This is a genomic window from Mesoflavibacter sp. SCSIO 43206, from assembly GCF_019904215.1.
GTDB lineage: Bacteria > Bacteroidota > Bacteroidia > Flavobacteriales > Flavobacteriaceae > Mesoflavibacter > Mesoflavibacter zeaxanthinifaciens.
In genome coordinates this window covers 485,160-511,700 of the sequence record NZ_CP063201.1, presented here as the reverse complement: position 1 = coordinate 511,700, position 26,541 = coordinate 485,160, and the positions used below count along the sequence as shown (strand labels likewise).

Below are 26,541 nucleotides of genomic sequence, written 5' to 3'. Positions count from 1 at the left end.
TATTTTCAGTTTTTTCGTTACTAACTAAAGTGTTACTTTTGTTAATCGGTAAAACTATAAACGTCACCAATGCAAAAAATAACTAAAGAAACGTATTTAAAATGGTATGAAGACATGCTGTTTTGGAGAAAGTTTGAAAACAAACTAGCAGCAGTTTACATTCAACAAAAAGTTAGAGGTTTTCTACACCTTTACAACGGTCAAGAAGCAGTATTAGCAGGAGCATTACATGCTATGGACTTAACTAAAGACAAGATGATTACTGCTTATCGTAATCATGTACAACCAATAGGAATGGGTGTAGACCCTAAAAGAGTAATGGCAGAGCTTTATGGTAAAGCAACTGGTACATCTCAAGGTTTAGGTGGTTCAATGCATATTTTTTCTAAAGAACACCGTTTTTACGGTGGTCACGGTATTGTTGGAGGACAAATACCTTTAGGAGCAGGTATTGCTTTTGGTGATAAATATCACGATAGCGATGCGGTAACAATTTGCTGTTTTGGTGATGGTGCTGCAAGACAAGGATCATTACATGAGTCTTTTAACTTAGCAATGTTATGGAACTTACCAGTAGTCTTTGTATGTGAAAACAATGGTTATGCAATGGGTACATCTGTAGAGCGAACAGCAAATCATACAGATATATGGAAGTTAGGTTTAGGGTACGAAATGCCTTGTGGACCAGTAGACGGTATGAATCCAATTAAAGTTGCAGAAGCTTTTGACGAAGCTATCCAACGTGCAAGAAAAGGTGGCGGACCAACATTTTTAGAGGTTAAAACTTACAGATATAGAGGTCACTCAATGTCAGATGCACAACACTATCGTACAAAAGAAGAAGTAGAAGAATACAAGAAAATAGATCCTATTACGCAAGTAAAAGATATTATTTTAGAAGAAAAATACGCTACAGAAGAAGAGATTAAGCAGATTGATAAGCGCGTTAAAAAATTAGTTTCTGAATGTGAGAAATTTGCAGAAGAGTCTCCATTCCCAGAAAAGAATGTAATGTACGATTCTGTATACGAACAAGAAGATTATCCATTTATACAACACAAATTATAAGCTATGGCAGAAGTAATAAATATGCCTCGTTTGAGTGACACCATGGAAGAAGGAACTGTCGCAACTTGGTTAAAAAAAGTAGGTGATAAAGTTGAAGAAGGTGATATTTTAGCAGAAATTGAAACCGATAAAGCAACAATGGAGTTTGAGTCTTTTTACGAAGGGACATTATTACATATTGGTGTTCAAGAAGGAGAAACTACTAAAGTAGACGAGCTTTTAGCGATTATAGGAGAAGAAGGTGAAGATATTTCAAGCCTTTTAGATGGTAAATCTTCAACAAAAGAAGAAGAGAAGTCAGAAGAAAATACAGATGATAAAGAAGACACTTCTGAAGATAATTCATCTGAAAGTAGTTCAGAAGAATTACCAGAAGACGTTACAGTAGTAACAATGCCTCGATTAAGTGATACAATGGAGGAAGGAACTGTAGCTACATGGCTTAAAAAAGTTGGTGATGCAGTTGAAGAAGGAGATATCTTAGCAGAAATTGAAACTGATAAAGCGACAATGGAGTTTGAATCGTTTCAATCAGGTACGTTATTACACATAGGTTTAGAAGAAGGAGAATCTGCAAAAGTAGATGCTTTATTAGCTATTTTAGGACCAGAAGGAACAGATGTTTCAGGTGTTGCTAAAAACTTTAAAGCTGGTGGAGATGCGTCAGCTAAAAAAGAAGAAGCTCCTAAAAAAGAGTCTAAACCAGAGCCTAAAAAAGAAACGCCAAAACAAGACACTAAAACAGAATCTAAACCTGTTGCTCAGCCAACTCAAACAGCTTCTGGAGGACGCATTTTTGTGTCGCCATTAGCTAAGAAAATGGCAGACGAAAAAGGAATTAACTTATCTCAAGTTAAAGGTTCTGGAGAAAACGGTCGTATTGTAAAGCGTGATATAGAAAACTTTACGCCAGCAGCACAATCTGCTCAAGTTGGTAAGTTTGTACCTTCAGGTCAAGAAGATTTTGATGAAGTGCCAAACAGCCAAATGCGTAAAGCAATTGCTAAAAACTTGGCTAAATCTAAGTTTACTGCACCGCATTACTATTTAAATGTAGAGTTTGATATGGATAATGCAATAGCATTCCGTACACAATACAACTCTTTACCAGATACAAAAATTTCATTTAATGACATGGTTGTAAAGGCTTGTGCATTGGCATTAAAGCAACATCCACAAGTAAACTCTCAGTGGTTTGACGATAAGATGAAATTAAACAATCATGTACACATTGGTGTTGCAGTAGCTGTAGAAGATGGTTTACTAGTGCCAGTTGTAAAGTTTGCTAACGAGCAATCTTTGCCTCAAATTGGAGCTGCGGTAAAAGATTTTGCAGGTAGAGCTAGAAACAAAAAATTAAGTTTAGATGAGATGGAAGGAAGCACATTCACCATTTCTAACTTAGGTATGTTTGGAATAGAAAGCTTTACGTCTATCATTAATCAGCCTAATTCTGCAATTCTATCTGTTGGAGCAATCGTGCAAAAACCTGTTGTTAAAAACGGTCAAATTGTACCAGGTAACACAATGAAATTAACTTTAGCGTGTGACCACAGAACAGTAGATGGTGCTACAGGAGCACAATTCCTTCAAACATTGAAAGGATATATAGAAAATCCTGTAACAATGCTAGTTTAAATTTCCGCGTAAGCGAAAACTAAATAAAATAAAACCTGTTTCATCTTATTTGAAACAGGTTTTTTTAACTTTATAATCTAAATAAAATTAAGATGAAAAACATAATAATAACAGGAACAAGTCGCGGTATTGGTTTTGAATTAGTTCAAATCTTTGCCCAAAAAGGATATAATGTATTAGCATTATCAAGAAACGAGCAACCAGTTATTGATCTTAATTTGCAAAACGTTACTTCGTTTTCTTTCGATTTAGGTAAAGAAGACGATTATCATAAAGTTGAAGATTTTATAAAAACCAATTGGCAACAAGTTGATGTACTTATTAATAATGCTGGCGCTTTGTTGAACAAACCATTTGCAGAAACATCTATATCAGATTTTGAGTACGTGTATAAAACCAACGTTTTTGGTGTTGCCGAAATGACAAGAATTGTAATTCCTTTTATGTCTAAATCAAGTCATGTGGTTACAGTAAGTTCTATGGGTGGAGTACAAGGTAGTATGAAGTTTCCTGGTTTAGCAGCGTATAGTTCTAGTAAAGGCGCTGTAATTACTTTAACCGAATTGTTAGCAGAAGAATATAAAGAAACAGGACCAAGTTTTAATGTCTTGGCTTTAGGAGCAGTACAAACCGAAATGCTAGAAGAGGCTTTTCCTGGTTACATAGCACCAACGACTGCTAAAGGAATGGCAGATTATATAGCCGATTTTTCTTTAAACGGACAAAAATATTATAACGGTAAACTATTGCAAGTATCTAATTCTACACCTTAAAAATTAAGCGCGCTCTAAGGCGGTATATGCATCTGCACTAGAAAAATTATCCTTGTAAAAGATATTATATTGCAAGATTTTTACAATTTTTATTAGTTTTTCAAACTCTTTGTTTTTGTAAGCCTCTTTTAAGTTGTTATGAATTTTAAAAAACATTTCTGTTTTATTAGTTTCATTATTAAAACCATAAAAGAAAAGTATTTCATTTTTTTTAGGTTTAAAAAACTTATAATCTTCTATAATACTTCCTTTGTGATTTTTATAAATCTTTAGGTAAACGTTTTCAGAATTAATATCTTTATGTAATGCTAATTCGGTTGGTTTAAGTCTGTATCTAGTGACATTTAAATATTGGGCAGTTTCAGATGTGTCTTGTGCTTTTACGACAGCAAATGTCATAAAAAGCAATAGAAAGAGGGAAAACTTCATATGTGCTATTAATCAATTAGAATGTTAGGGAAAACATTAATCTTTATCTAAGAAAAGTAATATAATTTAAAGTTCAAAATAAATTATTGAAAAATATATAAAAAATTAACAAAATCATGGCGTTAACACCTTCAAACCCTTTTCCTTTACATACAATTGCACCAGAGTTTTCTTTAGAAGACTCAGTTACTGGTAAAACTTTTAACTTACAGCAATTAAAAGGAAAACAAGCAACAGTAATTATGTTTATTTGTAATCATTGTCCTTTTGTAATTCATGTAAATAGTAAGCTTGTAGAGTTAGCTAACCAATTTAAAAGTCAAGGCGTTAATTTTATTGCTATTAGTAGTAATGATATTGAAAATTACCCACAAGACGCTCCTGAAAAAATGAAAGAAGTTGCTGCAGAAAATAAATATCCATTTCCTTATTTATATGACCCAACACAAGATGTAGCAAAAGCTTATGATGCAGCATGTACACCAGATTTTTATGTTTTTGACAAAGATTTAAAATCTACTTATCATGGACGATTAGATGATAGCAGACCAGGAAACGATAAACCTTTGACAGGTAAAGATTTAATAGCAGCTATCAACTCAACCTTAAATAATGATATACCATTAAAAAATCAGTTACCATCAATGGGTTGTAATATTAAGTGGAAATAATTAGTTAAAACGGCAATTAATATCTTTTAAAAATCATAATTTTGCGCTCAATTTAAAATCATTTTCTAAACAACATGAAGCAAACAACTAACACCATTTTAATGATTCGACCAGTAAATTTTAGGATGAATGAGCAAACAGCAGTAAATAACTATTTTCAAGAAGAAATAGATTTAAAAAATGCTGAGGTAAATGCTAAAGCACAAGAAGAGTTTGATGCGTTTGTAGAAAAATTAAGAAATGTTGGTGTAAATGTAATTGTAGAAGATGATGATATTAAACAAGATACACCAGATTCTATATTCCCTAATAACTGGGTGAGTTTTCATGAAAATGGAGATGTCGCTTTATATCCAATGTTTGCAGAAAATAGAAGAAGAGAAAGAAGGGAAGAAATATTTTTACGTTTAGAAAAAGAAGGTTTTAAAATCAATAATTTTATTGATTATACAGAAGCTGAAGACGAAGATGTATTTTTAGAAGGTACAGGAAGTTTGTTATTAGATCGAACAAACAGAAAGGCTTACTGTGCGTTGTCGCCAAGAGCGGACGAAAGTTTGTTTATAGAGTTCTGTGAAGATTTTGAATTTACACCAATAGTTTTTACGGCTAATCAAACCGTAGATGGTAAACGTTTGCCAATATATCATACTAACGTAATGATGTGTTTAGCAGAAACATTTGCTGTTATTTGTTTAGATACAATAGATGATAAAAAAGAACGTAAAAATGTAGTTAAACACTTAGAAGCAGATGGTAAACAAATTATAAAAATTACTGAAGGCCAAATGCATGAATTTGCAGGAAACATGCTTCAAGTGAAAGGTGAAGATGATAGATTATACTTAGTAATGAGTCAATCTGCTCACGACAGTTTAACACCAGAACAAATTAAAATGATTGAAGCACATTGCCCAATATTATCTAGTAGTTTAGAAACTATAGAGACTTGTGGTGGCGGAAGCGCGAGGTGTATGATGGCTGAGGTATTTCTACCGAAGGTGTAGTTCATGTCTCACCAGGATTTTCAACTTTATTTTTTGGTAGTTCTACATAAAAAGTGCTTCCAACATTTACTGTACTTTCTACCCAAATAGATCCTTTATTTAACTCGACTAACTCTTTACATATTGTTAGTCCTAAACCTGTTCCTTTTTCTTTATTAGTACCACGTGTGGTAAAGGTATTATTGCCAAAAATTTTGCTTACGTCTTCTTTTTTAATACCAACACCTGTGTCTGCAACACTAATAATACACTTACCATTACTAATTTGATTAGAAATAGAAATACTATCTCCTCTATTACAGAATTTTACTGCGTTAGCTAAAAGGTTTTGTATAACTATTTCTACCATGCTTCTATCTGCATAAATAAAATCTCTAAGTGTATTATCTATTAGATGTATTCCTTTAGCATCAAGCTTTCTTTCAATAAGTTTTACTTTGTCTGCAAAAACTTCTTGAATATCAAACAAACTAGGTTTTGGTTCTAAAGATTGCATTTGTGACTTAGACCAGTTAAGTAAATTAAACAATAGTAAAGACGCATTATTTGCATTTTCACTTAATTCTGGTAAAAGACTATGAAATTCATCTTGACTTAGTTGTCCATCTTTTAATAAGTCTATAAAGCCTTTTGTAGAGGTTAAAGAGTCTTTTAAGTCATGGGATACAATAGAAAATAGTTTGTCTTTAACTTTATTGATATTTTCTAGATGCTTGCTTTGTTCTAAAATAGCTTCATTTTGAAGCTCTATCTTTTTGTTTTTAGCTTCAAGCTCTCTAGTATACTTTAATTTGTTGTTACGTTTCATTAAAAACAACACAAAAAATGTAAGTAGTACAGCAAATGCAGCTAATAAAGCATAAAAGATAAGTTTGAATTTATCAAACTTATCTTTGCTTACAGAATTAGCAGTATCTTCTTTAGTATCTGGGATTAATGTAAGATCTTTATTTAAAGTTTGTTCTGGCTCTTCAATAATTAAAGGCGTAACTTTTACTTGTTGGCTATCTATTTTTTCTTTTAATTTATGGTAATGACTTTGCCATACAAAAGCACTTTCAAAATTTCCTTTAATAGAATCTAAGGTTTTCATTAACCTGTAGTTTTCCATTAGTACTTCGTCATTATTAGCAATTCTGCTTATATTGGCAGCTTCTAATAATTGTTCTTCAGCAGTTTTTAATCTATTTTGAAGAAGATTTAATTCCCCTAAAGCATTTAGGGCAATAGCCATTTCTTTCTTATTATCTACTTCGCGATTTAACTTAATAGCTTCTACTAAATATTTGGCAGATGTTTTGTAATCTTCTTTTTTTAGATAAGCATTACCTAAATACGGTAAAATACTAGCTCTTAAAGCTGTATCTGTAGAATTGGCATAACCTAAAGCACTTTCGTAATAACTTATAGCTTGTGTGTAATTCTTTTTAGTAGAATAAATATTACCTAAATCTTTATTTGTTTCTACTAACCTTTTTGTGTTATTACTTTGGTTATCTGCATTAAGACGTTTTAGGTTATAAGTTATAGCTTTATCTAAATCTCCAGAAGTTTTATAGGCATTAGCTAAGCTTTTATAGATAGATGATAAGTCGTCAAAACGGTTTCTTTTTTCAAGTTCATTGATAGAAGAAAGTGCATAAGATAATCCTTCTTTGTAGTTGCCGTTTTCTATTTCTAAAACACCTAAATTACTGTTTACTTTTGCTACAGCAAGTGTGTCTTTTGTTTTAGAAAATAGTAAACGAGCATTTTTTAAGGTGTTTATAGCTCTAGTTTTTTTACCTTCCGCTTGATAGATTTTAGCTTTGTAATATATAATTTTAGCTAAGCCTTGTTTGTAATCAAGGTCATTAGCTAATCTTTCACTTTGTTGTATAAACTTGCTGGCTTTACTAAAATCCTTATTTTCAAACAAAAGTTTAATAATACTAATAGAAGTATTTACCTTTGATGTATCAGGGTTTTGGTAAGCTAATTGTATTGTAAGACTATCCAGTTCTTCGTTTTGCGAAAAACATACGGACCCTACAAAAAACATTAAAAATAAGACGATTAGTCCCTTCATTTCATTCACACAGTGATAATTAAATAATGGTAGCGATAAACCATTATTTTAAATTATACACATAACTTAGTTTAATTAAAATGAAGAAAATAGAGGGATTTTTCCTTCATGGATATAAAAATGAATAATTATAGTCGTTATACATAATTTTTAAGAGGTAATACCAAAAAATTAGACTAACGGTTAAGTTCATTTTTTTTACCTGAAAAATATGTGTTTTAAAGAAGTGTTTTAAGTAAAATTAAATTTTGTTACATTCAATTAAAACCTTAAAAATACTATCTTTGCGCTTTAATTTTTATAAGAAATATGAATCTTCAAGACATCCTAACAACGCAAATAAAAAGCGCAGTAAAAAGTAAATTTAATGCCGATTTAGAATCTGTAGAATTTCAAGCAACACGTAAAGAATTTCCTGGAGATATTACTGTTGTTGTATTTTCTATGTTGCGCGTTGTAAAAGGTAATCCAGTGCAAATAGGAGAGTCTATAGGTAATTATTTAGTAGAAAATGTAAACGAAGTCGAAGGTTTTAACGTTGTAAAAGGCTTTTTAAATTTAGAAATTAGCGCATCATATTTTGTAGAGTTTTTTAATGCAATAAAAGATAAAACAACTTACGGTTTTGAAGATGCTATTGCAGAAAATGATGCTGTGATGGTAGAGTATTCTTCGCCTAACACTAATAAACCACTTCACTTAGGTCATATACGTAATAACCTTTTAGGTTACAGTGTTGCTGAGATTTTAAAAGCTTCTGGTAAAAAAGTTTATAAAACACAAATTATAAACGATAGAGGTATTCATATTTGTAAAAGTATGTTAGCTTGGCAAAAGTTTGGAAACAACGAAACACCAGAAACTACAGGCTTAAAAGGCGATAAGTTAGTCGGGAATTATTACGTCAAGTTTGATCAAGAGTATAAAAAAGAAATTGAAAATTTAAAAGCTTCAGGTAAAACAGAAGACGAAGCAAAAAAAGAAGCTCCAATTTTAGTTGAAGCTCAAGAGATGCTTAAAAAATGGGAAGCTGGAGATGAAGATGTAGTCGCACTTTGGAGTAAAATGAATGGTTGGGTTTACGATGGATTTGACGTAACCTATAAAAATCTTGGTGTAGACTTTGATAAATTATATTACGAAAGCGAAACTTATTTATTAGGAAAAGAATTTGTTAGCGAAGGACTAAAATCTGGTGTATTTTATAAACGTGAAGATGGCTCTGTTTGGTGCGATTTAACCGAAGATGGTTTAGATGAGAAAATAGTCCTACGTGCAGATGGTACAGCAGTTTACATGACTCAAGATATTGGTACTGCAATACAACGTAAAAAAGATTTCCCTGATGTTGGTGGTATGGTTTACACCGTTGGTAACGAGCAAGATTATCATTTTCAAGTCCTGTTTTTAATCCTTAAAAAATTAGGATTTGATTGGGCTAAAAACTTATACCATTTAAGTTACGGAATGGTAGATTTACCATCAGGTAAAATGAAAAGTCGTGAAGGTACCGTTGTAGATGCAGACGATTTAATTGCAGATATGGCAACTACCGCAAAAACAATTTCAGAAGAATTAGGTAAGTTAGACGGTTACTCTGAAGACGAAAAAGAAGAACTTTATAAAACTATTGGTCTTGGTGCATTAAAGTATTATATCTTAAAAGTAGATCCTAAAAAACGAATCCTATTTGATCCTAAAGAGTCTATAGATTTTCAAGGAAATACTGGTCCGTTTATTCAATATACGTATGCAAGAATACAGTCAATTTTACGTAAATCGGATGTAGATTTTACTGTAAAACTAGATGCAAATGAAATAGAATTACACGAAAAAGAACGCGAATTAATTAAACAACTACAATTATTTCCTGATACTGTACAACAAGCAGCAGCACAACACAGTCCTGCTTTAATTGCTAATTATACTTACGATTTAGTAAAAGCATTTAATAGCTTTTATCAAAATGTATCAATTTTAGGTGCAGATACTAAAAACGAAATTGTTTTTAGAGTTCAGTTATCAAATACAGTAGCAAAGACTATAAAAAATGCTTTTAGTTTGTTAGGTATTAATGTGCCTGAACGAATGTAAAACACATTTAGAGTTATAAAAAAACGCTTTCAAAAATTGAAAGCGTTTTTTTATTAGACAGTATCTATTATTTTATCAATAGACATTCTAGATTTAGGTTTTTTACTAGGTTGATTATGATCATCTTCATCTCTATATCCTATTGCAACAGCTACTAAAGTAGCATAATTGTCAAGGTCTAAAATTTTATCATAATCTTCAGGGTTAAGACCTTCCATTGGTGTAGAATCAATACCCATTTCTGCACAAGCACTTAAAAGTATCCCTAAAGATAAATAGACTTGTTTGTCAAACCAGGATTTAATATAAGACTCTGGTTTTGGTTTTATGGTTTCTTTGTAATAATTAACAGCAGCTTCTGGCAATTCTTTTTTAATTTGATTTTCAAAAACCTCTAAATTGTCTATTCTGCTTAAAACTATTAAAGTGTCGCAATCCAAGACTTTTTCTGTGTTAATCCACGATACTTTAGAAAATTTTTCTTTGGTTTTTTGATCTCTTACAAATGTAAACTTCCAAGGTTGACTATTTATAGAAGAAGGACTTAATCTTAGAATTTCTTTTAATGACTGAATGTCTTCTTCCTTTATTTTTTTTGATGCGTTATATTTTTTGTACTGTAACGCTGCTGCATTGCTTCTAAAAAACTCATAGTTTATTTTTATTGATTCACTTAAATTTAAAAATAGCTAAGTGGGTAAGCAAAATACAGATGGCATTTTATGAAATGATTAGCATTAAACTTCAAACAATGTTAATAATTATATAAGATAACCCTGAATTGAAATGGTAAAGTTTATTTAATTTTGCTGTGATGAAACACATCATTTCTAATTATATTCCAGATACTGCATTACCAAATGTTTTAAAGCTTTTAGAGCACGAAAATTTAACAGTTTTAATAAAAAAAGAACGAAAAACGCGTCATGGTGATTATCGTAAATTACCAAATGGTAAGCATCAAATTACAGTAAACGGTAGTTTAAATAAATATCGATTTTTAATTACTTTGGTACATGAAGTTGCTCATCTAGAAGCTTATAAAACTTATGGTAAAACGATTAAGCCACATGGGATAGAGTGGAAGAAGACCTTTCAATACTTGATGTTACCTTTTTTAAACCCAGAAGTCTTTCCGTCTGAGATTTTACCAATTCTAGCTAATCATTTTAAAAACCCAAAAGCATCTAGCGACACAGATGTGCAATTGGCCTACGTATTAAAGCAGTTTGACGCAAATACTAATAAAACCTTTATATTTGAGATACCTTTACAAAGTACATTTAAAATATATAACGGAAAAGTTTTTAGAAAATTAAAAAAACGCCGTACACGTTTTGAATGTGTAGAAGTTTCAACAGGTAAAATATATCTGTTTAATGCAAATGCAGAGGTAACTGTAATAAATATTTAACAAAATGCAAAACAAAAATTATTACGCCATTTTAATGGCTGGAGGTGTAGGGTCAAGGTTTTGGCCAGTAAGTACAGAGAGTTTTCCAAAACAGTTTCATGATATGTTGGGAACAGGAGATACATTACTGCAAAAAACATTTCAGAGACTAAACAAGTTAATTCCAACTGAAAATATTTTTATTCTGACTAATGAAAAATATAATGATTTAGTCCTACAACAGTTACCAGAAGTTAAGCAAAAACAAGTCGTTTTAGAACCAGCAATGCGTAATACAGCACCTTGTATTTTGTATGCTTCGTTAAAAATACAAAAGCTAAATCCAGATGCAGTTATGATAGTGGCACCAAGTGATCATTGGATTGAAGATGAAACTGCATTTACGCAAAATGTCCAGCAAGCCTTTCAGTTTTGTGAGCAAAACGATGCGTTAATGACCTTGGGTATAAAACCAACCTTTCCTAATACAGGCTATGGTTATATAGAATGCGGTAATGCTTCCGCAGAAAATATAAGCGAAGTTATTCAATTTAGAGAAAAACCAGATTACAACACCGCAAAACAGTTTTTAGCACAAGGAAATTTTCTTTGGAATGCAGGTATATTTATGTGGAGTGCTTCATCTGTAATTAACGCTTTCAAGAATAATCAACCCGAATTATTTCAGCATTTTAATAAAGGAATGGCGCTATACAATACAGATGCAGAAGCAGAATTTATAGAAGAAAATTATGCTAAAGTAGAAAACATCTCGGTTGATTATGCCATAATGGAATCTTCTAAAAATGTATATGTAATACCAGCAACTTTTGATTGGAATGACCTTGGGACTTGGGGAAGTTTATATGATAAACTAGATAAAGATCAAAACCAAAACGCTGTTGTTAATGCAAAAACTTTAGTAGAAGATGCTTCAGGAAATATGATTAGAACATCTAAAGAAAAAGTTGTAGTTGTAGATGGATTAAACGATTATATAATTGTTGATAAAGACGAAGTTTTGCTTATCTTTCCTAAAACAAAAGAACAAGACATTAAAAAAGTGCTTCAAAATGTAAAAAACACTTTTGGTGAGCACTACGGATAATTATTAATTTCTGAATGAATACAACCAATAATCCTAAAGAAAACAAGTTTAACTTCTCTGAAGAAGACAAACAAAAAGAAACTGTTGACCAAAAAAAAGAAGCTGTAAAAAAAGATGCAGAAGGTTTGTTTAAAAGTATAAAAACCTTTTTGCAAGAACTTTTAGATTTTAGAGAAGATACCGATCGAGACGCTACTATAGAGGCTATAAAAAACGATATCCCTTTTAAAGGAGCAACAGCCTGGATTTTAGTGTGTTCAATATTTGTGGCTTCTATAGGGTTAAATGCAAATAGTACAGCTGTAGTTATTGGCGCCATGTTAATATCTCCACTTATGGGACCAATTTTAGGTGTTGGTTTATCTATTGCAATTAATGATATAGATACTTTAAAACGCTCATTGATAAATTTAGCAATTATGATTGTACTAAGTTTATTAACAGCTTTTTTATTCTTTAGATTTTTCCCTTTAAGTGAAGATACTTCAGAGCTTTTAGGTCGTGTGCAACCAGATATTCGAGATGTATTAATTGCCTTTTTTGGTGGTTTAGCTTTAATTATAGCTCGTACCAAAAGAGGAACTATAGCTTCTGTTATTTTTGGTGTAGCTATTGCAACAGCATTAATGCCTCCATTATGTACTGCAGGGTATGGATTAGCAAAAGCTAATTGGAAATACTTTGGTCAAGCCATGTACTTATTTACAATTAATACCATATTTATTGCATTGGCTACATTTTTAGTGCTTAAAATTTTACGTTTTCCAATGCTTAAATATGCAAATTCTGCAAAAAGAAAACGTATTGCAAGAATAGCATCTTTAGTGGCGATAATTGTAATGATACCTGCTGTTTTCACGTTTTTAAGTGTTTTAAGAGAAAGTCAATTTACTATAGATGCTAAGAATTACGTAAATAATGAATTAAAGGCACTACCAAACTCCAATTATATAAAAAAATACGCTTCTATCAATTATTCTGAAGCAGGAGATTCTAGTATCGAATTAACTACTTTTGGAACAGATGTTATTTCTGAAGAAACACAAAAAGTATTAGAAGAGCGTTTGCAAGCCTACCGTTTTTTAAATAACACTAAACTATTAATCAATCAAACCAAAAATAGGCAGGTTAATAACTTAGAGTATATGGAAGAGTTACGCACGCGTGATTCTTTAGACCTTTTAACACAACAACAAAAAATAACTATTTTAGAAAATAAAGTAAGGCAATTATCAGTGTTAGAGAAAGATCAAATCCCGTTTAAATCTCTTACTGAAGAAATTAATATTAATTACGAAAATGTTGAAGAAATTGCTTACTCTAAAGTTGTAAAAAGTAATTTTAAAACAATAGATACCTTGTCTGTTTTTGAAGTTAAATGGAATGATTCTTTAGTCAATAACAATCAAGTAGAAAAAGAAAAAGCTAAACTGTATAAGTGGCTAAAATTTAAGCTAGATGTAGATACGCTAGTAATTAGAAGAGTAAATTAACCACGCTCTTCTAAATACATTTGACGCACTTTTTTAAATAACTCTGAAGAATAAACAAAGTCGGTAACAGCTTTGTTGTCTGTTTTAAAAATATCATAACGAGAACCTTCCCATTCTTTATAACCATTTTTTAAAAAGACAATTTTTTCACCAATTTGCATAACCGAGTTCATGTCATGCGAGTTAATAACAGTAGTTATTTGATACTCTTCGGTAATTTCTTTAATTAAATCATCAATTACAATTGATGTTTTTGGGTCTAATCCAGAGTTAGGTTCGTCACAAAAAAGATACTTAGGTTTATTTACAATTGCGCGTGCAATAGCAACACGTTTTTGCATTCCTCCAGATGCTTCACTAGGCATTTTTTTATGTGCATCTGCTAGATTAACTCGCTTTAAAACAAAGTCTACACGATCTTGCATTTCGCTTTTACTTTGCTTAGTAAACATTTTTAAAGGAAACATTACGTTTTCTTCAATTGTCATAGAATCAAAAAGCGCACTTCCTTGAAATACCATTCCTATCTGTGCTCTAATATCTCGCTTTTCGTCTTCACTTAATTTCGAAAATATTTTACCATCATAAGCAATACTTCCTTGTTCATAGTTGAAAAGCCCAAGTAAACATTTTAAAAATACAGTTTTACCAGATCCACTTTGACCAATAATAAGGTTTGTTTTTCCTTTTTCAAAAGAAGTATTAATTCCTTTTAAAATATGTGCATCACCAAACGATTTATGTAAATTTTTAACCTCTATCATTAGCTTAAAAGTAACTGAGTTAATAAATAGTTTAGTACGATAATTACAACACTAGTCCATACAAATGATGTTGTACTAGCTTTACCAACTTCTAAAGCTCCTCCTTTCATATAATAACCATGATACGACGGTACTGTGGCTAAAATAAAAGCAAAGATTAATGTTTTTATAAACGCATACGCCATATGAAAAGGAGTAAAGTCTAATTGTACACCTTCTATATAGTCGTCCATACTTGCGTAACCGCCATATACACAAGCAGCAAGTCCGCCAAGAATACCTAAAAACATTGAGATAGAAATAACAAAAGGATAAAGCATTAACGAAATAAACTTAGGAAACACTAAATAATTTAAACTGTTTATACCCATAACTTCTAGTGCATCTATTTGTTCTGTAACACGCATTGTACCTATGCTTGAAGTAATAAAGGATCCAACTTTACCAGCCATGATAATCGACATAAATGTTGGTGCAAACTCTAAAATAATAGATTGTCTTGTGGCAAAACCAACTAGGTTTTTTGGGATTAATGGATTGTCTATGTTTAAAGCTGTTTGTATCGTAACAACACCTCCAACAAAAAACGAAATAAAAGCAACAATACCTAAAGAGCCAATAATTAAATCGTCTATTTCTTTTAAGATTAATTGCTTCATAACCGACCATTTGGTTGGTTTTTTAAACATTTCAGCAATCATCAAAAAGTAAGTGCCTAAATAATGAAGGTATAACATATCAATTTTTATTACTGCTAAAATATAAAATTCTAACAGCTTATTAACCTTAATTTCAAATTAGATGTCTTAAAAACTGTATTTTTGCAATCTAAATTTATTAAATTATATGAGACCATTACTTTCAATCTGCATTGTATTTTTATTATTGGCTTGCCAATCTCAAAAAGAAGCTATTTCAACTTCAACAGAAACTAATACTCAACCTACAGAAAAACCAAAACTAGTGGTAGGAATTGTAGTTGATCAAATGAGATATGAGTACTTAACAAGATTTGAAAATAAATATGGAAATGGTGGATTTTTAAGGTTAATAAACGAAGGTTTTAACTGTAAAAATAATCACTTTAATTATGTGCCAACCTATACAGGTCCAGGACACGCATCTGTTTATACAGGTACAACACCAAAAAATCATGGAATTATAGCTAATAACTGGTATGACAAGTTTAGTGATAGTTTTGTGTATTGTGCAGGAGATACAACTGTGCAATCTGTTGGAACAATGGATAAAGCAGGACAAATGTCTCCTCACAGAATGAAAACTACAACTTTTGCAGATGAGAATAGATTGTTTACACAAATGAATGGAAAAACAATAGGCATATCTATAAAAGATCGTGGAGCAATTTTGCCAGCAGGACATAGCGCAAATGCAGCATATTGGTTTCATGGGAAAGACCAAGGTCATTTTATTTCAAGTAGTTACTATTTTGAAACTTTACCACAATGGGTCAAAGATTTTAACGCAACAAATCCAGCCGAAAAATATTTAACAGAATGGAATACTTTTTATGATATAGAAACATATACAGAAAGTGGAAGTGATTTAAATGATTTTGAAGGTGGATTTAGAGGAAAAGACACAGCAACATTCCCTTATGATTTAAAAGCATTAAGTAAAACAAACGGAAATTATAATATTATAAAAGCAACACCTTACGGAAATAGTATTGTAACAGATTTTGCAATAGCTGCTTTAGTAGGAGAGCAATTGGGTATAGATGATTATACAGATGTGTTAACAGTAAGTTATTCTAGCACAGATTATATTGGGCATAACTTTGGTGTAAATAGTAAAGAAATAGAAGATACATATATAAGGTTAGATAAAGAAATTGAACAATTATTAAATACGCTTGACGCGAAAGTGGGCAAAGAAAATTACACGGTGTTTTTAACAGCAGATCATGGAGCAGTAAATGTGCCAGCATATTTAGAAAGTGTAAAAATCCCAGCAGGTTATTTTGATGGTGCAGCTTTTGAAGAAAAGGTAGGCAATATTACAATTGAAACTCACAAAGTATCATCTTTCTTAAAGAATATTAGTAATCAGCAAATATTTTTAGATAGAGAAAAAATACAACAATTAGGCTTAGATTTAGTTGCGGTACAAGAAGCAATAGTAAACCAAATAATTACTTATGATCAAGTGTATAAAGCATATACAGCGACTTCAATGAGTAATACTCAATACACAAAAGGTATTGAAAATTTATTGCAAAATGGATATAATCAAAAACGATCTGGAGATGTGTTATTTGTTTTAGATCCAGTAGTAATACAGTATAGTAAAACAGGATCAACACATGGTTCTCCTTTAAATTATGATACACACGTACCTTTAATTTTTTATGGTAATGGTATTACAAAAGGAAACACAACAGCATATACAACTATACCAGATATAGCACCAACAATTTCTGCTTTATTAGGCATAACGTTTCCAAACGGAGCAACTGGTAAACCTCTAGAATTTGTTTTAAAAAATTAAGGAAAACGTTTTTTAAGCTCGTTTTCAGTCTTAAAAAGTAAAAAGATTACAGAACCAAATATTAAAGCCAAGCTAATAAAAAGTTTGGCTTTATTGTTTATTGTAATTAATAATGAAATGTTGCTTGTCAAGATTAAAAATACACCGCAAAATATTAAAAGTTTAGCTGAATATTTTTGTGAAAAATCCCATTGTTCTTGATTTTTCATAGAACGGGTTGTTCTGTATCCATAAAGCATATTGATGTTTTTAGGCGGAAATTTGAACATTACAAAACCTGTAATTATAAAAACGATTCCGCTTAAAAAACTTGTAAAAAGTAAGTTTTCTACAAGAAAATTCATAGTTATTTATTTTCTGTATAAGAAATAGTTGTTAACTAAGTCAATGTATTTCTGCTTAGCTTCGTTTGCAGAAATATTTTTTGTTTGAAACAATGCATTAGTCTTAAAAGCATTAATTATTTGCTTTTTGCTGCTCGGACTTCCATAGTCATTAGTAGCTCTTTTGTAATAAGCGTAGAGACGTAACAAGAAATCTGCAGGAAAAGGTTCCTTATGTTTATTGATTTGTGCTACAGCCTCTTGAAAGGCTTTTTCAAGTTCTTCGGAAGTCATCTTAAATTTCGGCAATAATACTTTCGCCTCCTTTTACTTTTTGGTTTAATTCTACCTTGATATTTGTGTCTAAAGGTAAAAATAAATCTACTCTTGACCCAAATTTTATAAAACCAGAGTCTGTACCTTGCACAGCAGCGTCACCTTCTACAGCATAATTAACGATACGCTTTGCTAAAGCACCGGCTATTTGTCTGTATAAAACTTCTCCATAAATAGGGTTTTCTACGACAACAGTAGTACGTTCGTTTTCTGTACTAGCTTTAGGATGCCAAGCTACAAGGTATTTACCAGGATGATATTTGCTAAAGTTAACCTTTCCGCTAATAGGGTATCTTGTAACATGTACGTTAATAGGAGACATAAAAACACTTACTTGAAGTCTTTTTTCTTTAAAATACTCAGGCTCAAAAACCTCTTCTATTACTACCACTTTACCGTCTACAGGAGAGACAACAGTGTTGTCGTTTAATATGGTGTTTCTTTTGGGATTTCTAAAAAATTGAAGTATTAAAAACAAGAAAACAAATAGCGTAAAAAATAATACGTACTTAAGCCATAGCGCTATTACAAATGTGTCTACCACAACTGCAGAAATAGCAATAAACAAAAACGTAATTGCTATAATTTTAAAACCTTCTTTATGAAACATAGTTTACAATTCTTAAAAACAAATAAATAAAAGGAGCTGCAAATATAATACTATCAAAACGATCTAATAAACCGCCATGACCAGGCATTATAACTCCGCTATCTTTAACGTTAGCTTGGCGTTTTATTTTTGATTCTATCAAATCTCCAAGCGTTCCTATAACACTTATAATAATACTTAATATTAGCCAATTAGTAAAAGTTAAATGGCTATCTGTAAATTTAAATATAAAATAACTAGCAATGGTTGCAAAAAACAATCCTCCTAAAAATCCTTCGACAGTTTTTTTTGGTGAAATGCTAGGAAACAGTTTTTGTTTACCAAAATTTTTACCAACTAGATAAGCAAAAGTGTCATTAACCCAAACTAAAATAAAAGAACCTAATATAAGGACAGGGTTAAATAGTTTTCCGTGTTTACCTATTAAAACTAAAAACACAAAACCACTTGCTAAATAAAAGGTGGTAATTATATATCTTTTTGAGCTAAATAAAGGTATTTTTTTTTCAGAGAATAAATCTTTAATTAGTAGTAATTGAACAAAAATAGTAATGACTTGAAGGATTTGAGTAGCTTCTACTAATCCTATATGAGAGTTCATAACAAACTGCCAATACCCGAAAATAAAATACATTATTGTAAAGATAATATATGGGTATAAGCTTTTAAGTTGTATAAGTTTACAAAACTCTACCATACAAATTATACCAAACACGTAAAAAAGTATAACAAATGCGTGCTCGTTAAATAACGAAAGGATAAGCAGGGTTATATATAAAATTCCAGATAGACCTCTGGTTAATGTTTCGCTCATAAAACTATAAATCTTCTAACAACAGCAAATATAAGTTTTTTGTGCTGCTTCCGTAAGATAAAAAGTCTTTTTCCTCTTCTAGCTTAAAATGTTTAATCGTAGTGATGTTTGTTGGAAGTTTGCTTGGGTTTTTGCTTTTAATTTCTCTTAACCCTTCACTAATTGTTGGTACTATTTGACTTGTTGTAGCAAAAACGATTACGTTATTAGGAAATTCATTTAGTTTATTCTCTGCTAATTGATTAGAGCTTACTAATAAAGACCCATCATTTGCAATTAGGTTTTCGCAAGTTGTGATAAAGTAAGTACATTGTGATAAGTTTTGTCCAACGTTTAATTGAGCACTTTTAAATTTATCTTCAAGGTTTTTATCGTAGAAAAAAGCTTTATGATCTTCCCAACTGTTTTCTATTATAATATTGTTGAGGTTATCGTACACTTCGTCTAACGAGTCGCAATACAAAAATTTACCACCATTTTTTTTAAAGTTTATAGTAAAACTTTCGTCAATTGGTAGCTCAACTTTTGGCATGTATTTGCCTCGTTCATTAGACTTTATGTCTTCCTTTTTCTTTTCAGATTTAGAACTAAATAACTTTCTAAAAAGACTCATTTACTTTGCTATAATCAATTTTCTTTTTTGAACTATATCAAATATAAAAAAACTTAGACTATCTAAAGAGATAATCTAAGTTTTTTGTGTTTAAATACTATAAATATGTTCTGTTTACTCTTCTTCTTCAGATTTTTGATCTGTAAGCTGAGCTTCTTTTTTAAAGTTTCTTTCTCCAAATATCTTTTCTAAATTGTCTTTAAAAATCACTTCTTTTTCAAGTAAAACTTCTGCTAACTCGGTTAATTTATCTTTGTTTTCTTCAAGAAGGTTGACAGCTCTTTGGTATTGAGTCTCTATAATATCTGAAATTTCTTTATCAATTAGTTCTGCTGTTTGTTCACTATATGGTTTAGAGAATCCATATTCGTTTTGACCAGATGAATCGTAGTAGGTTAAGTTTCCTACTTTATCACTTAAACCATAAACAGTAACCATTGCTCTAGCTTGTTTTGTAACTTTTTCTAAGTCACTTAAAGCTCCAGTAGATATTTTATCAAAAATAACTTTCTCTGCAGCACGACCACCAAGAGCGGCACACATTTCATCTAGCATTTGCTCTGGTCTTACGATTAAACGTTCTTCTGGTAAATACCATGCAGCACCTAAAGATCTACCACGTGGTACAATTGTTACTTTTACCAACGGTGCAGCGTGTTCTAGCATCCAACTAACAGTTGCATGACCTGCTTCATGAAAAGCAATTGCACGTTTTTCTTCTGGTGTAACAATTTTATTTTTCTTTTCTAAACCACCAATAATTCTGTCTACAGCATCTAAAAAGTCTTGTTTTTCTACTGCCTTTTTATTGTTTCTAGCAGCAATTAAGGCTGCCTCATTACAAAGATTAGCAATGTCTGCTCCAGAAAAACCTGGTGTTTGTTTAGATAAAAAGTCAAGGTCTAAACCTTCAGCTTTTTTTAGAGGTCTTAAGTGGACTTCAAATATTTCTTTACGTTCTCTAACGTCTGGAAGATCTACAAAAATTTGTCTGTCAAAACGTCCTGCACGCATTAAAGCTTTATCTAATATATCTGCACGGTTAGTAGCTGCAAGTACAATTACGTTAGTGTTAGTTCCAAAACCATCCATTTCGGTTAGTAATTGGTTAAGTGTGTTTTCGCGCTCGTCATTACTTCCAGACATTGCGTTTTTTCCTCTTGCACGACCAATAGCATCAATCTCATCAATAAAAATAATTGAAGGCGATTTTTCTTTAGCTTGCTTAAATAGGTCACGTACACGTGATGCACCAACACCAACAAACATTTCTACAAAGTCAGAACCAGAAAGCGAGAAAAAAGGTACTTGTGCTTCTCCTGCTACTGCTTTTGCAAGTAAAGTTTTACCTGTTCCTGGAGGACCAACTAATAATGCTCCTTTAGGGATTTTACCACCTAAGGATGTATATTTTTCTGGGTTTTTAAGGAAGTCTACAATTTCTTGAACTTCTTCTTTTGCACCTTCTAAACCGGCAACGTCTTTAAAAGATGTTTTTACATCTGTTTTTTCGTCAAATAGTTTTGCTTTAGACTTTCCTATGTTAAAGATCTGTCCGCCAGCTCCGCCACCGCCACCAGAAGACATACGTCTCATGATGAAAATCCAAAATCCAATTAGTAAAATAAAAGGAAGTAGGCTAAATAATAATTCGCCCCAAGGGTTAGTTTCGGTTTTATATTCAACAGATGTAGAAATGCTGTTGTTTGCTTTTATTTCTTTTAACTGATTTTCAAAATTTTGAAGATCACCAAATTCGAAAGTGTAATTTGGTATGTTATTAGAATCTCCAAATAAAGCAGTAGGTATAGACTTTTTGTGTACTTCTTTTTCTTCTGCTTCTTTAGTTAAGTAAACTTTTGCTTCTTTTCTGTTAACAATATCTACTTTTTCTACGTCTCCATCTTTTAAGTATTGAAAAAATTGTGCTGGAGATGTTTTATTTTCTCCGCTTAAAGCATCGCTTCCAAAAAAGTTTAAACCAATGAAGAATAAAAATAAACCTGCGTATATCCAGTAAGGATTAAACTTAGGTTTTTTTGGAGGTATTGTTTTTTTATTTTTATTGTTTGCCATGTATTGTTATTAATAATTTGTTTTTATAGCTGTTACTTTGGCATCTCCCCAAAGACTTTCTATATCATAATATTCTCTAATGTGTTTTTGAAACACGTGTACAACTACGTTAACATAGTCCATTAAAACCCATTCTGCATTGTCTTCGCCTTCTATATGCCAAGGTTTGTCTTGTAATGTTTTGCTTACTTTTTTTTGTATAGAATTAACTATGGCGTTAACTTGTGTATTTGATGTACCTTCACAGATAACAAAGTAATCACAAACAGTGTTTTCTATTTCTCTAAGATCGAGAATGTTAATTTCTTTTCCTTTTACATCTTCAATTCCGCCTATAATTGAGGTTATAAGTAGATCTGCGTTAGATTCTTTTTTCGCCATTAATAAGATTTAATTTGTGCAAAGTTATTATTTTTAAGTTCTTTATACTTTAAAAAAATCATAAGATTTTATAATACGAAGATAACTATTTAATATGCGTATAATCAAACTTAATGCCATCGATTCTACAAATTTGTTTCTTCGAAGTTTATCTATAGATACCAATGTAGAAGATTTTACCGTAGTTGTAGCTAAACATCAAACTAAAGGTCGTGGTCAAATGGGGACTGTTTGGTCGTCTCAAGATGCTAAAAACCTCACTTTTAGTGTGTTTAAAAGGTTTGATAATTTAAAACTTGATCAACATTTTGTGATTAGTATGGTTGCTAGTTTGGCTGTAATAAATACGCTAAAAAAACTAAACTTACCAAAATTAAGTGTCAAATGGCCTAACGACATTTTGTCAGCAAATAAAAAGATATGTGGTATTTTGATTGAAAACGTTATTAAACAAAATAATGTATCAGCTACAGTTGTTGGTATTGGTTTAAACGTAAATCAAGTTAATTTTTCTAATTTACCTCAAGCGTCTTCTTTATTAAATGTTACAGGTATACCTTATGATTTGGATGAATTACTTCAATCTATTTTAAAAGAGTTAGAAACCCTTTTTGATTTAGTTGAAAGTAATCAATTTAAAACTATTAAAACAACTTACGAGTCTTATTTGTTTAGAAAAGATAAACCTTCTACATTTAAAAATGAAGAAGGTTTATTTTCTGGTTTTATTAAAGGAGTTTCTAATGAAGGTCTTCTAGAAGTTTTATTAGAAGATAATATATTAAAAACGTTCGATTTAAAAACAATTAAGCTACTGTATTAATAGCATTAGGCATGTTGCTAGCCAATGTTTCTATAAACTTATTGATAGGTCCTTTAATCATCATAGCCATCATAGCATTAAACTGACCTTCAAAAATTAATTGTACTTCGCTTGTTGTTGTGTCAATTTCAGAGATATTTCCTGTTAAAGAAAAGTCTATTTTACCACCAGCAGCACCTAAAACAATTTGGTTAGGCGGTGTTGTTTCTTTCTTTTTAAGTATAATTTCTGGCATACCTTTTAAGGCAAACAAAAACTTATCGTTATCTAAAACTTCAAATTTGCTTATGTTTTCTGGCATAAGATTTTCAAAATTTTTTACATCGCTTAAAAAGTTAAACGTGTCTTGAGCAGATTTATTTACTGTAACTTTTGGAGATTCTAATTTCATAGTTTGTTTTGTATGTTAATCTATTTTTTTAACTTAATCAATTAACGTTCCAATCGCTTGGATTGGCATTCCATTTACTTAAAGTTTCAATTTCACTTTCAGAAATATAATTGGTTGCAGCAGCCTCTTGTAATAAATGGTCGTAATTGCTTAAGGTGTGTAAAGTAAGGTGTTCTTTTTCAAAATTTTCTTTAGAGATATTGAATCCGTAAGAAAAAATAGCAATCATACCTTTTACGTTTAATTTAGCTTCTTTTAAAGCTTTTACAGCATTTAAGCTACTTTTTCCTGTACTAATTAAGTCTTCAATAACCACTACGTTTTGACCACTTTCTACATAGCCTTCAATTTGGTTTTGTCTTCCGTGTGATTTAGCTTCTGGTCTAACATAAATAAAAGGAACTCCTAAATACTCGGCAACTAGCATACCAATACCAATTGCACCAGTAGCTACACCAGCAATTACGTCTGGTTTTCCGTAATGGTCTTCTAAGAATTTAGCCATTTCTTCTCTAATATAATTTCTAATAGGAGGAAAAGAAAGAACAACTCTATTGTCACAATAAATAGGAGATTTCCAACCAGATGCCCAAGTAAATGGTTCTTTAGGTTGAAGTTTAATAGCATTAACTTGTAATAATGCTTTTGCGGTCTGTCTAGCGATGTGTTTGTCAATAATCATAAGGCAAAATTACATATTAAATTTTTTGAATTGAAAATAACTTTAAAATAAAATTTAGAATTCTATTAGTTTTATATTTTTACATCACTAAATCTAAATTAAGCATGCATTGCATTTTTGTAAACAATAAGCCAATTTACCTAACAACAACAGTAGATAAAGAAACTGATTTTAAAAATTTTTTATTAAAAGATGTAGATTTAAATGTGGTGTTAAAAACATTAAGTAAGAAAAAAATAAATTCGGTTAGATTAATTGGTCATTCTGAAGATAAATTGCTTAAAACTTTTAAAAAGAAATTACCAAACGTAGTTGCTGGTGGTGGAAAAGTATATAATGAGAATGGCGAAATTTTATTTATTTACAGAAACGATAAATGGGATTTACCTAAAGGCAAAGCTGAAAAAAAAGAATCTATAGAAGACACTGCTATTAGAGAAGTTGAAGAAGAAACTGGTATTAAAAATTTAGAAATTATAGATAAACTTCCTACTACATATCACATATACAAACGCAACGGAAAACACAAGTTAAAAATAACACATTGGTATAAGATGAAATCTGATTTTAAAGGAAAATTACATCCTCAACTAAATGAAGGTATCACAAAAGTAGAATGGTTAAATGAAAAGCAAGCGAAAGAAGCTTTAGAAAACTCTTATGCCAATATAAAATTACTGTTTTAAAACTCGATAAATAGGATACTGTAAATGTGCATTTTCGTAATTAGGACTGTGTTTGTGTATCCAGTCTAATTGCGTATACCAATTATTTTCAAAGCTCTCGTTTTTAGATTTAATAGAATCAAATTGGCGCTTAATCTCTGGGTTTTGGTTTAAAAACTCTAACGCTTTATCTTCCCAAACATAAGGAGAGAAACCTTCTTTTTGCTGAAGAATAGTGTCAAAAAAGTTCCAATTAAAAAATGAATCTGGAGCAGAAGGTTCTAAGGTTTCAATTAAATACCTCATTCCGTATTGATTCGTTTCAACTAAAAGATCTCCTTTTTTAAAAGTGATATTTTTTATGCTAGATGTAACGGTAGTGTTGTAATGTTGGTAATGTCCTTCGTATGGTGATTGTCGTGTGTTAAATTTTTCAATTTTATAACTTTCAACAGAAATAATGCTATCATTTTGTAAAGGCTTCATTATAATGTTATTAATTTTTAAACGCTCTAAAATTGGCCACCAACCTTTAGGGATGATGTATGCTTTAGGTATTTTTACTTTTGTAGTTGGTTTAAAATAATTCATGTAAGTAACATCCTTAGTAAAAGGTAGATTGCGATTATATTTTAAACGTTGTAAACCAGTAACTTTACTAGTAATCATTTTGCCTTCATAACCTTTAAAATTTAGTGTAGTTTGTTTTGTTGTGTCTATTTTCCAATCTAAAGGATATAGATTATTAGTGTATGTTTTATTAAATGCTTCTTTTCTTAGATTTTTTATGTTTTTTGCTTCTGTGTTTACAATTTCAATCATGGTTTTCATTAACTCGTAAGTGCCTTCTACACGTGGTTTGTAAGGCTTTAACATATGGGTTTCGACCATCATACCTAAGGTGTTAAAAAGTGTAGTGTATCCTGTTGAGTATCTTGGGTAATCCATAAATTGAGAAAAGCCTTTTTCTGGTACGTTATTAAATACATTAACGTATGGAGTAATATCCCAATTTTTTTTAGCAAGTCGCTGCTCTAATTCTGGTTGAATAGTATTGTGTAGATACTTGCCTAACTCTCCATCTAATTTGTTGTGCTGTGTAAATAAATGAGTAAGTGTATATTGGTAGTCTGCACCATTACTAACATGATTGTCAATAAAAACATCAGGTTTTACTAAATGAAAAATTTTAGCAAATGCTTTAGCATTTTTGCTATCGGCTTTTATAAAATCTCTGTTTAAATCAAAATTACGAGCATTACCTCTAAAACCATATTCTTCTGGTCCGTTTTGGTTGGTTCTTGTGGTGCTGTTTCTATTTAAACTACCTCCAATGTTGTAAATAGGTATTGTTGCTAATACCACATTTTTAGGCATTTTTATTTTACCTTGTACAAGATCTCTAAATAAAAGCATGGTAGCATCAATACCATCAGATTCTCCTGGATGTATACCATTATTGATTAAAATGATACGCTTGTCTTTTTTTATACTTTCAAAATTGAAATTACTATCAGGATTTAATGTAACAAGGTGTAATGGTTCTCCGCTATCAGTTTCACCAATTGCTTGAATATGGACTTTTGAGTAACTATCGGCTAATTGTTTATAAAACTCAATAACTTCGTTGTAAGTCGGAGTTTTAGTTCCATTAGAGGTTTCAAAAACAGTAGTAAAATTTGGTGTTTTATCTTCTTCACAAGAAAAATAAATAAAACCAACTAAAAAAAGCAGAGCGATTTTTTTCATAAAAGCGATTATTTAAATCTAATTACTACAAATATAGTATATAGGCTTGTGTTTTTTGTAA

27 protein-coding genes are annotated in these 26,541 nt (G+C 30.9%); 12 read left to right on the top strand and 15 right to left on the bottom strand.

All coding sequences use genetic code 11. The features are described 5' to 3' along the window. Positions 1-69 precede the first annotated feature (69 nt). From pdhA to INR78_RS02615, 3 genes are all read left to right on the top strand, one after another. On the top strand, positions 70-1,068 hold the full coding sequence (gene pdhA, locus INR78_RS02625; protein WP_223077355.1) for a pyruvate dehydrogenase (acetyl-transferring) E1 component subunit alpha: 999 nt from the start codon (positions 70-72) through the stop codon (positions 1,066-1,068). A gap of 3 nt (positions 1,069-1,071) precedes the next feature. After that, entirely contained in the window at positions 1,072-2,706 is a 1,635-nt protein-coding gene (locus tag INR78_RS02620; RefSeq protein ID WP_223077354.1) for a pyruvate dehydrogenase complex dihydrolipoamide acetyltransferase, read from the top strand. Between the two features lie 92 nt (positions 2,707-2,798). Further along, positions 2,799-3,479, top strand: coding sequence for an SDR family oxidoreductase (locus tag INR78_RS02615; protein ID WP_223077353.1), 681 nt, complete (start codon positions 2,799-2,801; stop codon positions 3,477-3,479). A 3-nt stretch (positions 3,480-3,482) separates the two neighbouring features. Here the strand turns inward: INR78_RS02615 and INR78_RS02610 are convergent, their stop codons facing one another. Further along, the gene (locus tag INR78_RS02610) at positions 3,483-3,878 is read right to left on the bottom strand and encodes a hypothetical protein (protein WP_223077352.1); all 396 of its coding nucleotides are present in this window, start codon (positions 3,876-3,878) and stop codon (positions 3,483-3,485) included. A 146-nt stretch (positions 3,879-4,024) separates the two neighbouring features. Here INR78_RS02610 and INR78_RS02605 point away from each other — a divergent pair, with 146 nt between their 5' ends. Together INR78_RS02605 and ctlX are read left to right on the top strand one after the other, a co-directional pair. Further along, positions 4,025-4,579: a thioredoxin family protein gene (locus INR78_RS02605; protein ID WP_223077351.1), complete on the top strand. Its 555-nt coding sequence runs from the start codon at positions 4,025-4,027 to the stop codon at positions 4,577-4,579. A 74-nt stretch (positions 4,580-4,653) separates the two neighbouring features. Next, positions 4,654-5,586 (top strand): citrulline utilization hydrolase CtlX, encoded by a 933-nt coding sequence (ctlX, locus tag INR78_RS02600; RefSeq protein WP_223077350.1) that lies wholly within the window; start codon positions 4,654-4,656, stop codon positions 5,584-5,586. A 1-nt stretch (position 5,587) separates the two neighbouring features. Here ctlX and INR78_RS02595 read toward each other — a convergent pair whose 3' ends face one another. After that, positions 5,588-7,654, bottom strand: a complete 2,067-nt coding sequence (locus INR78_RS02595) for an ATP-binding protein (RefSeq protein ID WP_223077349.1) — start codon at positions 7,652-7,654, stop codon at positions 5,588-5,590. Between the two features lie 309 nt (positions 7,655-7,963). Here INR78_RS02595 and argS point away from each other — a divergent pair, with 309 nt between their 5' ends. Continuing rightward, positions 7,964-9,748 (top strand): arginine--tRNA ligase, encoded by a 1,785-nt coding sequence (gene argS / locus INR78_RS02590; RefSeq protein ID WP_223077348.1) that lies wholly within the window; start codon positions 7,964-7,966, stop codon positions 9,746-9,748. A 53-nt stretch (positions 9,749-9,801) separates the two neighbouring features. Here the strand turns inward: argS and INR78_RS02585 are convergent, their stop codons facing one another. Continuing rightward, complete coding sequence (locus tag INR78_RS02585) at positions 9,802-10,305, bottom strand: nitroreductase family protein (protein ID WP_370632527.1); 504 nt, start codon at positions 10,303-10,305, stop codon at positions 9,802-9,804. Positions 10,306-10,562: 257 nt separating this feature from the next. Here INR78_RS02585 and INR78_RS02580 point away from each other — a divergent pair, with 257 nt between their 5' ends. Genes INR78_RS02580 through INR78_RS02570 form a run of 3 tightly spaced genes read left to right on the top strand, consistent with a single transcriptional unit; the run spans position 10,563 to position 13,742 of the window. Beyond that, positions 10,563-11,162, top strand: coding sequence for a SprT-like domain-containing protein (locus INR78_RS02580; protein WP_223077347.1), 600 nt, complete (start codon positions 10,563-10,565; stop codon positions 11,160-11,162). Between the two features lie 4 nt (positions 11,163-11,166). After that, positions 11,167-12,249: a mannose-1-phosphate guanylyltransferase gene (locus INR78_RS02575; protein WP_223077346.1), complete on the top strand. Its 1,083-nt coding sequence runs from the start codon at positions 11,167-11,169 to the stop codon at positions 12,247-12,249. 14 nt (positions 12,250-12,263) lie between these two features. Beyond that, a complete protein-coding gene (locus INR78_RS02570) occupies positions 12,264-13,742 on the top strand; it encodes a DUF389 domain-containing protein (protein ID WP_223077345.1) in 1,479 nt (492 codons plus the stop codon). Here the strand turns inward: INR78_RS02570 and INR78_RS02565 are convergent. Both INR78_RS02565 and INR78_RS02560 read right to left on the bottom strand, forming a co-directional pair. Then, positions 13,739-14,506: an ABC transporter ATP-binding protein gene (locus tag INR78_RS02565; protein WP_223077344.1), complete on the bottom strand. Its 768-nt coding sequence runs from the start codon at positions 14,504-14,506 to the stop codon at positions 13,739-13,741. The genes INR78_RS02570 and INR78_RS02565 overlap by 4 nt on opposite strands. Then, a complete protein-coding gene (locus INR78_RS02560; protein ID WP_223077343.1) occupies positions 14,506-15,243 on the bottom strand; it encodes an ABC transporter permease in 738 nt (245 codons plus the stop codon). Before INR78_RS02560 ends, INR78_RS02565 begins: the two co-directional genes overlap by 1 nt. Before the next feature lie 109 nt (positions 15,244-15,352). On the opposite strand from INR78_RS02560, the gene pafA reads away from it, so the two are divergent. Beyond that, positions 15,353-17,017, top strand: coding sequence for an alkaline phosphatase PafA (gene pafA / locus INR78_RS02555; RefSeq protein ID WP_223077342.1), 1,665 nt, complete (start codon positions 15,353-15,355; stop codon positions 17,015-17,017). Here the strand turns inward: pafA and INR78_RS02550 are convergent. The 7 genes from INR78_RS02550 to rsfS form a co-directional block, all read right to left on the bottom strand. After that, a complete protein-coding gene (locus INR78_RS02550; RefSeq protein ID WP_223077341.1) occupies positions 17,014-17,361 on the bottom strand; it encodes an SdpI family protein in 348 nt (115 codons plus the stop codon). The two genes, pafA and INR78_RS02550, sit on opposite strands and share 4 nt — an antisense overlap. 6 nt (positions 17,362-17,367) lie before the next feature. Then, positions 17,368-17,634 carry an acyl-CoA-binding protein gene (locus tag INR78_RS02545; protein WP_027880356.1) on the bottom strand — a complete coding sequence of 89 codons (267 nt, stop codon included), beginning with the start codon at positions 17,632-17,634 and terminating at the stop codon, positions 17,368-17,370. 1 nt (position 17,635) lies between these two features. Beyond that, positions 17,636-18,286, bottom strand: a complete 651-nt coding sequence (locus INR78_RS02540) for a phosphatidylserine decarboxylase family protein (RefSeq protein WP_027880357.1) — start codon at positions 18,284-18,286, stop codon at positions 17,636-17,638. Next, on the bottom strand, positions 18,276-19,100 hold the full coding sequence (locus tag INR78_RS02535) for a phosphatidate cytidylyltransferase (RefSeq protein ID WP_223077340.1): 825 nt from the start codon (positions 19,098-19,100) through the stop codon (positions 18,276-18,278). Before INR78_RS02535 ends, INR78_RS02540 begins: the two co-directional genes overlap by 11 nt. 4 nt (positions 19,101-19,104) lie before the next feature. Further along, positions 19,105-19,713 carry an LUD domain-containing protein gene (locus tag INR78_RS02530; RefSeq protein WP_027880359.1) on the bottom strand — a complete coding sequence of 203 codons (609 nt, stop codon included), beginning with the start codon at positions 19,711-19,713 and terminating at the stop codon, positions 19,105-19,107. A 114-nt stretch (positions 19,714-19,827) separates the two neighbouring features. Continuing rightward, positions 19,828-21,789: an ATP-dependent zinc metalloprotease FtsH gene (ftsH, locus tag INR78_RS02525; protein ID WP_223077339.1), complete on the bottom strand. Its 1,962-nt coding sequence runs from the start codon at positions 21,787-21,789 to the stop codon at positions 19,828-19,830. 9 nt (positions 21,790-21,798) lie between these two features. Then, positions 21,799-22,170: a ribosome silencing factor gene (gene rsfS / locus INR78_RS02520; protein ID WP_027880361.1), complete on the bottom strand. Its 372-nt coding sequence runs from the start codon at positions 22,168-22,170 to the stop codon at positions 21,799-21,801. A gap of 94 nt (positions 22,171-22,264) precedes the next feature. Here rsfS and INR78_RS02515 point away from each other — a divergent pair, with 94 nt between their 5' ends. Beyond that, a complete protein-coding gene (locus INR78_RS02515; protein WP_223077338.1) occupies positions 22,265-22,993 on the top strand; it encodes a biotin--[acetyl-CoA-carboxylase] ligase in 729 nt (242 codons plus the stop codon). Here the strand turns inward: INR78_RS02515 and INR78_RS02510 are convergent. Then, positions 22,977-23,384, bottom strand: a complete 408-nt coding sequence (locus tag INR78_RS02510) for an SRPBCC family protein (protein ID WP_223077337.1) — start codon at positions 23,382-23,384, stop codon at positions 22,977-22,979. The two genes, INR78_RS02515 and INR78_RS02510, sit on opposite strands and share 17 nt — an antisense overlap. Before the next feature lie 37 nt (positions 23,385-23,421). Next, complete coding sequence (gene pyrE, locus INR78_RS02505) at positions 23,422-24,066, bottom strand: orotate phosphoribosyltransferase (RefSeq protein ID WP_223077336.1); 645 nt, start codon at positions 24,064-24,066, stop codon at positions 23,422-23,424. 104 nt (positions 24,067-24,170) lie between these two features. On the opposite strand from pyrE, the gene INR78_RS02500 reads away from it, so the two are divergent. After that, positions 24,171-24,752 carry an NUDIX hydrolase gene (locus INR78_RS02500; RefSeq protein ID WP_223077335.1) on the top strand — a complete coding sequence of 194 codons (582 nt, stop codon included), beginning with the start codon at positions 24,171-24,173 and terminating at the stop codon, positions 24,750-24,752. On the opposite strand, the gene INR78_RS02495 is transcribed toward INR78_RS02500, so the two are convergent. Then, on the bottom strand, positions 24,741-26,480 hold the full coding sequence (locus tag INR78_RS02495; RefSeq protein ID WP_223077334.1) for a M14 family metallopeptidase: 1,740 nt from the start codon (positions 26,478-26,480) through the stop codon (positions 24,741-24,743). The two genes, INR78_RS02500 and INR78_RS02495, sit on opposite strands and share 12 nt — an antisense overlap. Between the last annotated feature and the right edge of the window lie 61 nt (positions 26,481-26,541).